Genomic DNA, 12,291 nt, shown 5'->3' on the forward strand with positions numbered 1-12,291 from the left:
CTCCGTCCCCCGTCCATCGTCTCCCGTCCATCGTCCCCCCGCAGGGGGTGGGGGATGCTCAAGGGGGAGCCCGCTCCCCCTTGAAGGAGGCGGAGGAAACGGAGCGGAACGGATGCCCGGCTTTCAGCCGGGCGGAGTGGAGCGCAGTTTTTGACGCCGGATGGCGAAGCTGGCATGCTCCCGGGTGTCCGTGGCCTTCAAGAAGGCCAGCAGCCCCCAGGCGGACATCATGGCGGACCCGCCGTTGGAGACAAAGGGAAAGGTCACCCCCGTCAGGGGCAGAAGGTCCACCGACCCGAAGACGTTCAAGCAGGTCTGGAACACCAGCAGCGACCCGGCGGCACAGGCGGCCAGGCAGTAGAAGCTGCTCCGCCCCGCCCGGCAGGCCCGGACCGTGAAGAACGCCAGGGCCGCGATGGCCCCCACGGCGAAAAAGGCAATCACCAGCCCCCACTCCTCGCAGAGCATGCCAAAAACCAAATCCGTGTCCGCCGCCGGAACCCGGTGGAGCCAGCCGTTCCCGGCCCCCATGCCAAGCAACCCCCCGGAGGCTGCGGCGGACATGGTGCGGGTCTGCTGGTAGCCCCGGCCGGAGGCGTCCGCCCAGGCGTGGCCCCAGGCGGCGAAGCGGTCCAGAATGTAGGGCTTGAACTTCACAATCAGCCCCGCGCCGAACACTGCCCCGCCGCAGATGAGGGAGAGGGTGGCAAAGTCCCCGGAGCGGAGGTAGGCCAGCACCAGGAAGGTGANAAAGAAAATCGCCGCCGTGCCGAAGTCGCTCATCAGCCCCAGAAGGCCCACGCAGACGCCGGTGAGGACGATGAAGAGGGTNAGGTTCCGCTTGCGGAACAGCCGCTCCAGCGTGGCGGACCCGGCGAAGATATAGCAGATCTTCGCAATCTCCGAGGGCTGGAAGCTGAGGGGGCCCAGGGAAATCCAGTTCACCGCGCCGTACTTCCGGCTGCCCAGCACCAGCGTCACGGCCAAAAGGCCGATGGAGGCCGCCGCCAGAAGCCAGCGGTTCCGCTGAACCCGCCCCAAGTCCCGGAGGAAAAGCCCCAGGGTCAAAAAGAGGCCCAGCCCCAGGATTACCGCCAGGAGCTGTTTAAAGAGGCTTCCCGGGGCGCTGGAGGCCGTCACCGCCAGGGAGAGGGTGGAGAGGAAGAAGGCGATGGTCTCCATCTCAAAGCCCACGCAGCGGCTAAGCCGCAGGACAGCGGCGTAGAGCCACATCACCGCCGTCAGCCCCAAAAAGGCCAGGGGAACGGCGGGGGAGGCCTCTCCCCCGGCGGCCACCATCAGCTGGACGCAGGCCAGGAGCTGGAACACCGTCAGCCAGAGGAAGGAGGGCCACATGGCNGCGGGGCGCTCCGCCCGGCGCTTTTCCGCCAGCTCCTCCCGCTCCTCCACGGTCTGGGGCAAAAACAGCAGCGGCACGCCCCCCAGGCTGATGGAGTCCCCCATTTTGACGGGGGCGGAGCCCTCCACCTTCTCGCCGTTGAGGAGGACGCCGCCCTTGGAATCCAGGTCGTAAAGGGTCCACTCCCCCTCCTCATTCCGGCACAGGGCGGCGTGCTGGCGGGAGACGCTGGGGTAGTTCAGCCGCACGTCGGCGCTCTTCCCCCGGCCCAGGATGTTCTCCCAGTGGGTGAGGGGCACGGAGCCCCCGCCGGGGAGGCTGAGCTGGCCCCAGGTCTCCGTCGTGTGGGGGAGGCGGAGGAGGGACCGGACGGCCCGGTAGAGGATGGCCCCCNCNAGGATGGGAAAGAGGAAGCGGACGAAGGCGGTATAGAANGTCCCGGCGGCGGGGTATGCCGCCAGGAGCTCGGGTAAGGTCATGAACGGGCCTCCTTTCGGAGAGATGATAGTACAGCATACCATGGTTTTCGGAAAAAATCTACCGGAAATCGGAGCAAGGGGAGGGCGCGCCAAAAATTTCCGGCACNCCCTTCACTTTTTNGGCNTNGTGCCGATATAGTAATTATAGATAACGTACACCCGAAGCTCTCCTCGGGCGGAAAGGATGAACCATGGAAGGCGTAAAAAGCAGCCTGGGCGAATATGTACAGTTTGGAAAGTGGACGTTTAAAAACGCCACGGNCCAGCTCCGGAAGGTGACGGACCCGGAGGAGATCCGGAAATTCCAGGAGAGCTGCGTGGTCTTCAACCCCACGGTGGAGGAGCAGAAGGACCGCNTCCGGGCGGAGTTCAGCGACTTCGCTATGGACAAAAGCCCCGTAATCTCCGACGTGAAGCGGGAGGTATACAGCCAGGCGGAGGCGGCCATCGGCAGGTTTTTTGACGGGACGATTTCGGCGGAGGAGCTGGCCGATAGCTACCAAAGCCTCTCCGACCGGCTCATGGACGCCTGTAAGGACCGGGGATACCCCATGCCCCTATGGGGCGGCATGATGGGCCCCGCTTTTCAGGAGACCTTTTACGGCGAGTTCCGCCGCATGGTCCTGGACGAGGCCGTGAACCGNAACAACGCCGANGGAAAGCAGTACATCACCGGGGAAATGAACGCCCAGAGGAATTGGAAATACTACAACTCGGACTATTACTTCCAGAGCGAGAACGCCGTTTTCGCCCTGACGGAGAAATTTACCGCCATGGCGAAGGAGCGGGGCTGGGAGGAGACGGTTTCCGTCCCGGACTACAAGGCCAAGGGGCTGAACCTCTATTACAATTTCAACTCCGCCCTGTCCAACCACTTCAACNTGGANGACCAGTTTGTCATGGACCCGGATCAGGCCCCGCCCAAGGACTTCCGCTGGTTCTACCAGTCCGGCGGGAACAACGGGAAGACGGGCTTTGTTACCTCCCTGACTATGGAGCACCCGGACGGTACCACCACCTTCATTGATTACACCAAGCCGGGCTTTGACTCCACAGACCCCNCCAAGGGGACCACCTGGNCCGCCTGCAAGGACGAGGGCGGGACATGGCGGTATGAGAGTGNGGACTTTACCTATGACTTTTCCAGGGACGATTTGAAAAACGTGGCCGCTCTGCTGAAATTCTCCGGCCAGTCCGGCAAGGCCCAGGAGGCCGCGAATCGGTTTTTGAAAAACCTTCAGCTCTACCCAGGCGGCTATTTCAGCCGCTTCCCCCAATACGGAAATCTGGGCATGAACCTGCGGGCGTAGCCCCGGGCGGCCCGAAAGGAGGCCCCGCCATGTCCGGCATGCAAGTGAACACCACCGCCGCCTCCGCGGCCTCCTCCTGGCAGGAACGGAGCGCCCCGGAAGCCTCCCGGGAACAGGAGGACGCCTCCCTCACCATCTGCGAGATGATGAAGGAGGCCCGGGAAAAGGCCGACGCCGCCCGGGACAAANTCAATTCCATCAAGCCTAAGCCCCGCTATGGCGACGCGCCCATGGCGGCGTACGCCCGGCTGGCCCGGGCGAAACGGTCCTCGGAGGTCAACGCCGCCGCCGGATTCGCCCGGCGGCAGATTGTCCGCCTCCAGAGCGCCAAGCGGACGGACCCGGACAACGCCAAGCGGATTCAGGCCGCCATCAACCAGCTCCAGAAGGCCGTCCAGCGGGCGGGGAAGAAGAACCGGGNCCTGGAGCGGGAGCGCGTCGCCCAGGCCCGGCAGAAAAAATTACAGCAGGAGAAGCGGAGCCGGGAGGCACGCCGCCAGAAGCAGGAGCTTTTGCGCAAGCAGGCCATGCGGCGGATTCGGGAATCCGGCTATCTCCGGGAGGCGGAAGTGNACAATCGGATGCAGGCGCNCATCGCCGCCGTGGACATGGAACTGCGGGAACAGGCCCAGAAGCTGGCCTCTTCCTTCCAGCCCTCCATGGAGCTGGTGGCGAAGCAGTATGCCGCGGACAGCGCCGCCATGGCGCTGCCGGAGGAGCTGCCCGCCGCCCCCGCCGGTGGGGAAATTGATTTGCAGGCGTAAGCCAAGTTTATGCGATTGAAGGAATGAACCGGCATGAGAATTGAAAACGCACTCCAGGCCCGCCCGGAATACCGGAAAACCACGGCCTCAGCCACACCGTCAAAAACCTTCGGGCAGGTGATGCAGACGGCCAAAGCCCAGGATCGCTACGTCCCCAGCACCCCGCAGCCCCGGTCGGAGCCGGAGTTTTCCCTGGCGGAGCGGACGTATTATGGAAGTGTTACCGTCAGCAACGCAACCCAAGCAAAGCTGAAGCAGTTGGCGGAAATAGATCGGCAAGCCGACTACACCGGCATGAGTCCGGAGGAAATCTATGCGGAAATCTGGAACCGCTATGATGAAGCCTTTGGGGGAGATATGATCGCCATTAAAGGCTATATCGCCGGACCCGCAGAATGGTGTGTGGTTAATAACCAGTTTTGCGACGAAGTTACGCGCCATATTTTCAACCCCGCCATAAATGCCGCCTGGAAAGAGGGCGTGGAACTGGACGGCAGACCGTATACGGAATGGACCTATGAGGAAAAAACCGCCCTGGACCGTTCATGCAGGGAGAAAGCGGACAAGGTCGTTTTTGACGCTAAGATGAAGGTTTTGGGTTACGATGGAATGAGCTTTGATGAACGGGAAGCGGCAATTCGGGAGAAATATGCTGGCAAAAATACAACCATAGATTTTTTAAAAATGCAAAATGAACTACAAGAAACCGGCGTCCTAAACAATAAGATGGGGTGGGAATCGGCACGTCTCTACCGCGCCATGCTGGAGGTCCAGCTTGAAGATCTCTTTAATCCGAACAGCATTTCTGCGGTTGGATACGAAAAGCATTCTCTCATGACGGCGGACCAATGGTACCGTGTGGCGAACCAGCCCTTTGACACGGCCCAATTCGCGGCCGCAATGAAGGACAATTTGCACCGAGTCAGCGGCCATAACGGCTGGACCGAGGACTACGTGAAGCTGCTGGAGGGGCTCTTTGACCACTTTATCACCGGAGCGGCGGACGACGGCCTGGACTCTCTGCTGGATGCGGCCATTGAATAACAAACGGCGGGACCCCTGGGGGCCCCGCCGTTTTTATGTGCTCTCGCCGCTCTCCGGCTCTCCCACCGTCACCTCCACGGGAAGGCCGTTGACCTCCACGTCCTCCCCGGCGGGAATGAGGAGGTACTTCCGCCCGTCGATGACCCGGGTTTCTACCAGATAGCTGTAGGCCGGGTCCAGGGAAATGGTGGCCTGTTCCGTCTTCACGTCGAAGCGCTTGGCGTCGATGAGGTTTTCCGGGTTCAGCGCCGCGCCGCCGAAGGCCTCGCCGCACTGGGCCTGGAAGGCCGCCGCCCGCTCCTCCGCCACGCCGCACTCCCGGAGGATGCCCCCGATCTCCCCGGCGGAGAGGGCCAGGGGCTCCGCCTCCTTGTCCTCGCGGTTCGCCTCGATTTTCTCCAGCAGCCGCCCGTGGACCGCCTGGACCACCTCCAGGCTGCACGCGCCCTCCAGCGCCCCGGAGAGGGCTCCCTGGAAGGCCTCCTTCTGCTCGGCGGCGGACATGGGGGGCTCCGTGCGGAAGACGGCGTCCAGGAACTCCTGNTGAATCTGGTCCGGCTTCCGGGAGTAGAAGAGGGCGTTGTAGATGTTCGCCGCCCGGTCGTCGAAGGCGGGGAAGAGGAAGCCCAACTCCGGGGCGGAGCCCACCTGCCCGGCGGCGCAGCTGTGGAACTCGTTTTCCCCGGGGAAATAGCCCAGCTCCATTTTGCAGGCCTTCACCGGGCAGATGCTGCATAGGATGTAGGAGAAAACCTCGTCCGAGCCGTCGGGGTCGGCTTCCCCGTCCCGCCCCCGGCGGGGCACGTCGTAGGCGTCGTGGGCCAGGAGGATTAGATAGTTGCTGTCCCCCATGTCCAGGGCGTCAATCACGGCGCGGTAGAAGGTTTCCCGGATTTCCCCGTCCTTCAGCCCGGACTCCCGGAGGGCGGAGAGGAGGCGGTGCTCGTCGCTGTCCATCACCTGGGCGGTGGAGAAGACCACGTCGATGAGGTGCTTCCCCAGGGTGCCGGAGAGGGATTTTTTCAAAAGGCTTAAGTACTTCTNCGCCTCCTCCAGGGGCATGTTCCCCAGGGACTCGTCCAGATAGGAGATGATCTCCCGGCTGGAGCCGTTGACATAGCAGCCGTAAACCCGGCTGACGGCGGATTTCTCCGGCCGGAAGCGGCGGCGGAGCTCGCTGACTTCTTTTCCGTTCATAGCGTTACCTCGCAGTTTGGCGGCGGAGCCGCCGGGATGTTCCGACAGTGTTGTCAAACATCTATTCTACTGGAAATCGGCGGAAAATGCAACCGCTTTTTTCACCCCGGCCCAAAGGTGTAAATTTCCTGTAAAGAACTCCGGGATTCCTTGCGGAAGGGGCCGGTTTTGTGCTAAGATAGGCCATATTTCCAATTTCGTTTCAAGAGGGGGCGGAGCGCGTGGGCAGGCTTGGACATTGGAGGGACCGGATGGGCCGGACCAAGACCGTCCTGGGCGAGAAGGTCCGGGAGGCCCTGGCCTCCGTGCTGCCCATTACGGCCATTGTGCTGGTCCTCTGCCTCACCGTGGCCCCCCTGCCGGTGGATGCGCTGCTGGCCTTCCTGGCGGGGGCGGTGCTGCTGATTCTGGGCATGGGCTTTTTCACCCTGGGGGCGGAGGCCGCCATGACCCCCATCGGCGAGCAGGTGGGCACCCACATGGCAAACTCCCGGAAGGTCTGGGTCATTGTCTCCGTCAGCTTCCTCATCGGCGTGGTGGTCACCATCTCGGAGCCGGACCTCCAGGTCCTGGCCTCCCAGGTCCCCGGCATTCCCAACGCGGTGCTCATCGGGGCCGTGGCCGCCGGGGTGGGGGCCTTCCTGGTGGTGGCCCTGCTGCGCATCCTGTTTCAGATTTCCCTCCAGTGGCTGCTGGTGGGGTCTTACGCCGCGGTCTTCCTCCTGGCGGCGTTCTTCGTGCCGGGGGACTTTCTGGCGGTGGCCTTCGACTCCGGCGGCGTCACCACCGGGCCCATGACGGTGCCGTTCATCATGGCCTTAGGCCTGGGCGTTTCCTCCATCCGAAGCGACGAGAACGCCGCACAGGACAGCTTCGGCCTGGTGGCCCTTTGCTCCGTGGGGCCCATTCTGGCGGTGCTGATTCTGGCCATGCTGTTCCCCGCCTCCGGGGCCTACAGCCCCTCCGCCATGCCCCAGGCGGCGGACAGCCGGGAGNTGGGGGGCCTGTTCCNCTCCGCCTTCCCGGAGTACGCCGTGGAGGTCTTCAAGAGCCTCTTCCCCATCGCCGCTTTCTTCGGCCNGTTTCAGGTAATCGCCCTGGGGCNGNAGCGGAAGAAGGTCTGGANGATCGTCATCGGCCTCCTGTATACCTACATTGGCCTGGCCCTCTTCCTCACGGGGGTCAACGTGGGCTTTCTCCCGGCGGGCACGTACCTGGGACGGCAGATCGCCGCCCTGCCCTTCAACTGGCTGCTGGTGCCCACCGGCATGCTGATGGGCTGGTTCATCGTCCAGGCGGAGCCGGCGGTCCACGTGCTGAACCGCCAGGTGGAGGAGATCACCTCCGGGGCCATCCCCGGCGGGGCCATGAGCGCCAGCCTCTCCATCGGCGTGGCGGCGTCCATCGGCCTTGCCATGGTGCGGGTGCTGACGGGGGTGTCCATCTTCGCCTTTTTGGTGCCGGGGTATCTTCTGGCGGTGGTCCTCAGCTTCTTCGTGCCGAAGATCTTTACCTCCATCGCCTTCGACTCCGGCGGCGTGGCCTCGGGCCCCATGACGGCCACGTTCCTGCTGCCCTTCGCCATGGGGGCCTGCGAGGCCNTGGGNNGCAGCATCGTCACCGACGCCTTCGGGGTCGTCGCCNTGGTGGCCATGACGCCGCTTTTGACCATCCAGCTCCTGGGCCTTGCCTACCAGTGGAAGCTGAAGGCCCAGCTGGCCCAGGCGGCGGAGGACGAGGAGATCATCGACCTTGCGTATTGAGTTTACGCGCGAAAGCGCTTTGAGAGGGGAGGCCCGCCTGTGGACAGAGCCGTTCTCATGATTGTCATCACGGACCGGAGCCGGGGCGGGGAGTTCGCCGCCTGGTTCCAGGCCCAGGGGGCCACGCTGGTGCTCTCGGCCCTGGGCCAGGGCACCGCCGCCACGGAGGTGCTGGACTACCTGGGGCTGGAGGCCACGGAGAAGGCGGTGCTGCTGCTGGCGGCCCCCCGGTCGGGGCGGCTGGTGCGCAAAGCGGCCCGGGAGCTGTGGCTGGACGTGCCGGGGCGGGGCATTTTGATGGCCGTGCCCATTTCCAGCGTAGGCGGGGCCCGGGCCAGGGACTATCTGCTGTCATGGCAGGGGGAGGAGGACGACATGGATAGGGAAATCACCCACGAGCTCATCGTGGTCATCGCCAACCGGGGCCACACGGACCAGGTGATGGACGCCGCCCGCTCCGCCGGAGCCGCCGGAGGCACCACCATCCACGCCAAGGGCACCGGGACGGAGCTGGCGAGAAAGTTCTTGGGCGTGTCCCTGGCGGCGGAGAAGGAGATCGTCTTCATCCTAGCCAAGGAAGCGGCCCGGAAGCCCATTATGAAAGCCGTCATGACCCAGGCGGGGATGCATACCAAGGCCCAGGCCGTGGTCTTCTCCCTGCCGGTGACGGACCTGGCGGGACTGCGGCTGCTGGAAGAGGACGGGTGAGGAAGCTCCTCGGGCCGGCCGATGCATGGCTGGAGGAATGGACTGACCAGGGGGTCAGGCCCCGCAGGAGGGTTTTCCCGGCTGCCGGAGCGGCGGCGTTTTGAGATTGAGAAAAGAGGCCCGGCGCTGTTTTGCTCCGGGCCTCTTTCGTTGCCGTCGCTCCGGCCCGGTCTATCGCCAGACTGTCAGAGCGTGTTAAAGTTCTTTGGATACTTTCTTTCAAGAAAGTATCAGGTCACCAGCAGCACCACATACCCCGCGTAGAGCCCCAGCATCAAAACGCCCTGCCAGCGGTAGAACCGCTCCGTCACCAGGGGCGGAATCACCGCCACGCAGCAAAGCAAAAGGCAGGCGGGCATATCCAGCAGCGTGGTCTGGGCCCCGATGGTCAGCGCCCCGCCGCTGACGGCGGAGCACACCGGGAGAATCATGGTCAGGTCAATGACGTTGGCCCCGATGATGTTCCCCACGGACATGGACGCTTCCTTTTTGGCGATGGCCGTCAGGGTGGTCACCAGCTCGGGGAGGGACGTGCCGATGGCCACCATGGTGACGCCGATGATGCTGGCGGGGACCCCCATCAGCAGGGCCAGCTCGCTTCCGTAGTTGATCAGAAGCTGGGAGCCGATGACAATGGCCGTGATGCCCAGGGCAAAGAGGAACAGCTTTTCCACCATCTGCCGCCGGGAGACGGTGCGGCCCTTTTGGCGGGCCTCCCGGTTCTCCGCCATGCCGCTTTTGGCGTCCCGGAGGTTGCTCCAGATATAGACGCCGAAGATGACAAACAGCGTCAGCCCCGGCAGGGCCTTCAGCACGCCGCCCCGGCTGAGGACCAGCAGCAGCGCCGCGCCAAAGACCATCAGCAGGGCCTTGAGCTGGAACTGCGCCCGCTTCACCACAGAGGGGATGCACACCAGGGAGATGCCCAGGATAAGCCCCAGGTTGGCCGTGACGGAGCCCACGGCGTTGCCCACCGCCAAATCCACCTCCCCCTGGAGGGTTCCGGTGAGGGAGACCGTCAGCTCCGGCAGGGTGGTGGCCAGGGAGACGATGGTGGCCCCGATGATGAACCGGGGCACGCCGGTGGCCTCCGCGATCCACACGGCCCCGTCCAAAAACCAGTCGCCGCCCTTGATGATGAGGAGCAGGCCTAAGAGAAACAAAAGAACCGTGATCCAAATTTCCATACAATCCACCGCTTTCCAAAAATTCAGCGAGACCTCTATCCTCCGGGGCAGCGCCGGAAACCCGGCAGTTGTCCCACAGGATAAAAGTCTCGCTTTTCAGCGGGCCCGGATGGCGGTGAACCATCGTGATGACGAGCCGCGCCACGTTGAAAACGTAAGCTACTCCCTTTTACGAAGCCATGAGCTGTGAGACCACTATATGGAATCATACACGTTTTGTCAACGCTAACTTTGCCGGAATTTGGCGGGCGGACAAGGAATTTACAAAGTCTTAGCGCGTTCTTTAAATCGAGGGGTCAAAGCTGATGGGCTTTTGCCAGAGGCGGCGTCCCTCCGCCTCCCCCTGGGGGACAAAGCCGCAGTCCCGGAGGTACGCCTCCCCCGGAGTGCCGGGGGCCGCGGCGGCGGACAGCGTTTCCCCGCCCTGGGCCCGGGTGTACTGCACCGCCTGGCCCAGGAGCTGGACGCCCAGGCCCCGCCTCCGGCAGTCCGGGCGGATGTAGGTCAGGTGAATCTGCCCCGTCTCCGGGGCCAGGTGAAGAAGGCCCGCGGGCTCTTCGTTCAAAAGGCCCTCCAGGGTTAAGGAAGCGGAGGGGACGGGCCCTTGCTCGCCCGCCTCCGCCCAGGCGGCGGCCAGGCGCTCCGCGGCCTCCGGGCCCTCCAGAGGACGGAACCACAGCCCCGGCTCCAGGGCGAAGGCCCGCTTGGCCCGGCCGGGCTTCTCCCCCGCCAGGTATGCAGGGTCCTTTAAGTGGCGGTTGTCGTTTTGCCACACCACCCGGAGGGCTTCCCCGTCCCACTCCAGCAGGGACACGGCGGTGTTGTCCCCGGTGGGGGACTTCTCCCCGGTGTCCCGCAGGGAGATACCCTGGAGGTTCGCCAGCAGGAGGCGGATGGCGTAGCCGTGGGAGAAGAGGGCCAGGGTTTTCCCGGGGTTCGCCCGGGCAATGTCCTCCACGGCGGCCTTGACCCGGGCCAGCACCTCCGCCGGGGTCTCCGCCCCGGGGATGGACCAGCGGTCCATGCGGCTGCCGAAGTCCGCCATGGCCTCCGGCGCGGAGCGGGCGATGTCCCCCCAGGTCCGGCCCTCCCAGTCCCCCACGCAGATTTCCCGGAGACCCGGGCAACGGTGGAGGGGCAGGCCGTGGGAGCGGTAGATGGCCGTGGCGGTGGCCCGGGTGCGGTAGAGGTCGCTGGCGTAAACCGCGTCGATGCGGATGTCCGCAAAGCGGCGCTCCAGGGCCCGGACCTGCCGCCAGCCCCGGTCGGTGAGGCTGCTTTCGTGCTGGCCCTGGGCGATGCGGTAGAGGTTGCCCTCCGCCTCGGCGTGGCGGATGAGGTAGATGATGGTCATGGCGGTTCCTCCCGGAAAAATTGATTTTCCATAGTATACCGCGTTTGGCGGGCTTTGGCAAATGGTCCGGGGGATTTTTTCGTTCCCGGCGGGCAAACTGTGGGGGCACGGAAAAGGAGTGAATGAAGATGAAGAAGAGCACCGGGTTTTTCCTGGGCATCGGCGCCGGCATGGCCGCCGGCGCGGTGGCGGGGATGATGGCCCCCCAGAGCAGCCGCCGGACCGTGAAGAAGCAGGTGGATCAAGGAATCCACAAGCTGGGCACGGCGGTGGACCAGGCGGTGGACAGCGTGGCCCGCGACATGCGCTGAGGCGGCGGGGCGGGGGTTTCCCCGCCCCGTTTCCGGCCTGGAAAAATTTTTTGAAATTTCTTAAATATCCCCTTGACATTTCGGGCGGTCTTTGCTATTATAATCACTGTTCTGATGCGGAACACCTGGGGGTATAGCTCAGCCGGGAGAGCGCTTGAATGGCATTCAAGAGGTCAGCGGTTCGATCCCGCTTATCTCCACCAGGACAGAGAAAAGCCTTGGAACTTCAGCTTCCAAGGCTTTTCTCATGACCTATCTTTTGTTATCGTATTTGGGCCTGTAGCTCAGTTGGGAGAGCGTTCGGTTCGCATCCATAGTGAGACACATCCGACCCGATTTTCCGTTCCCCGTTTTCCTGTCCGATTTGTTGGACTTTCCGCTGAAAATCGAATATTTGAGAAATCCAAAATTCACAACTTTTTTCGCACGAAAAGTGCCGATTTGGGCTCGTAGCTCAGCTGGGAGAGCAAAGGGTTAAGTTTTCTGCCACACTTATAATTTCATATTGCTTATTTTTGTGTTCCGACATTGGAACTGTCGATTTGGGCCCGTAGCTCAGTCTGGGAGAGCGTACGGTTCGCATCCATAGCGAGCCACATCCGACCCAGGTTTGTGGCCCCGTTTTTCAGTCAATCCGTTGGACTTTTCCCCTGAAAATCGAATATTTTAGAAATCCAAATTCTGCAACTTTTTTCGTATAAAAAGCGCCGATTTGGGCTCGTAGCTCAGCTGGGAGAGCGCTGCGTTCGCATCCATAGCGAGACACATCCGACCCGATTTTTCGTTTCCCGTTTTCCTGTCCGATTTGTTGGAC

At 63.2% G+C, this 12,291-nt stretch carries 9 protein-coding genes and 1 tRNA gene; 5 read left to right on the forward strand and 5 right to left on the reverse strand.

Annotated features, from left to right (window positions below; genetic code table 11):
• Window positions 1-123 precede the first annotated feature (123 nt).
• A complete protein-coding gene (locus JX325_RS07530; protein WP_204790538.1) occupies window positions 124-1,839 on the reverse strand; it encodes an FtsW/RodA/SpoVE family cell cycle protein in 1,716 nt (571 codons plus the stop codon).
• Window positions 1,840-3,946: 2,107 nt separating this feature from the next.
• Here JX325_RS07530 and JX325_RS07535 point away from each other — a divergent pair.
• Complete coding sequence (locus tag JX325_RS07535) at window positions 3,947-4,957, forward strand: hypothetical protein (protein WP_204790540.1); 1,011 nt, start codon at window positions 3,947-3,949, stop codon at window positions 4,955-4,957.
• A gap of 33 nt (window positions 4,958-4,990) precedes the next feature.
• Here JX325_RS07535 and JX325_RS07540 read toward each other — a convergent pair whose 3' ends face one another.
• Window positions 4,991-6,154: a DUF4317 domain-containing protein gene (locus JX325_RS07540; protein WP_204790541.1), complete on the reverse strand. Its 1,164-nt coding sequence runs from the start codon at window positions 6,152-6,154 to the stop codon at window positions 4,991-4,993.
• Between the two features lie 251 nt (window positions 6,155-6,405).
• Between JX325_RS07540 and JX325_RS07545 the strand changes: the two genes are divergently transcribed.
• Together JX325_RS07545 and JX325_RS07550 are read left to right on the forward strand one after the other, a co-directional pair.
• Window positions 6,406-7,917 (forward strand): DUF1538 domain-containing protein, encoded by a 1,512-nt coding sequence (locus tag JX325_RS07545; protein ID WP_204790542.1) that lies wholly within the window; start codon window positions 6,406-6,408, stop codon window positions 7,915-7,917.
• Between the two features lie 39 nt (window positions 7,918-7,956).
• Window positions 7,957-8,625 (forward strand): P-II family nitrogen regulator, encoded by a 669-nt coding sequence (locus tag JX325_RS07550; RefSeq protein ID WP_243413980.1) that lies wholly within the window; start codon window positions 7,957-7,959, stop codon window positions 8,623-8,625.
• Between the two features lie 230 nt (window positions 8,626-8,855).
• On the opposite strand, the gene JX325_RS07555 is transcribed toward JX325_RS07550, so the two are convergent.
• Window positions 8,856-9,812: a calcium/sodium antiporter gene (locus JX325_RS07555; RefSeq protein ID WP_204790543.1), complete on the reverse strand. Its 957-nt coding sequence runs from the start codon at window positions 9,810-9,812 to the stop codon at window positions 8,856-8,858.
• A 283-nt stretch (window positions 9,813-10,095) separates the two neighbouring features.
• The gene (locus JX325_RS07560) at window positions 10,096-11,166 is read right to left on the reverse strand and encodes a bifunctional histidine phosphatase family protein/GNAT family N-acetyltransferase (RefSeq protein WP_204790544.1); all 1,071 of its coding nucleotides are present in this window, start codon (window positions 11,164-11,166) and stop codon (window positions 10,096-10,098) included.
• Window positions 11,167-11,294: 128 nt separating this feature from the next.
• Here JX325_RS07560 and JX325_RS07565 point away from each other — a divergent pair, with 128 nt between their 5' ends.
• Window positions 11,295-11,477: a hypothetical protein gene (locus JX325_RS07565; RefSeq protein WP_204790546.1), complete on the forward strand. Its 183-nt coding sequence runs from the start codon at window positions 11,295-11,297 to the stop codon at window positions 11,475-11,477.
• A 127-nt stretch (window positions 11,478-11,604) separates the two neighbouring features.
• A tRNA-Ala gene (locus tag JX325_RS07570) sits at window positions 11,605-11,680 on the forward strand.
• Between the two features lie 422 nt (window positions 11,681-12,102).
• Here JX325_RS07570 and JX325_RS07575 read toward each other — a convergent pair.
• On the reverse strand, window positions 12,103-12,291 hold a 189-nt coding region (locus JX325_RS07575), incomplete at its 5' end, for a hypothetical protein (protein WP_204790547.1).

Source organism: Oscillibacter sp. CU971 (genome assembly GCF_905219725.1).
In the GTDB taxonomy this organism is placed as follows: Bacteria; Bacillota; Clostridia; order Oscillospirales; family Oscillospiraceae; genus Oscillibacter.

Excerpts from the sequence above, each read along its gene's own strand:
- JX325_RS07535 (WP_204790540.1), top strand. The coding sequence starts at position 3,947 with ATGAGAATTGAAAACGCACTCCAGGCCCGCCCGGAATACCGGAAAACC.
- JX325_RS07555 (WP_204790543.1), bottom strand. The coding sequence starts at position 9,812 with ATGGAAATTTGGATCACGGTTCTTTTGTTTCTCTTAGGCCTGCTCCTC.
- JX325_RS07560 (WP_204790544.1), bottom strand. The coding sequence starts at position 11,166 with ATGACCATCATCTACCTCATCCGCCACGCCGAGGCGGAGGGCAACCTC.
- JX325_RS07565 (WP_204790546.1), top strand. The coding sequence starts at position 11,295 with ATGAAGAAGAGCACCGGGTTTTTCCTGGGCATCGGCGCCGGCATGGCC.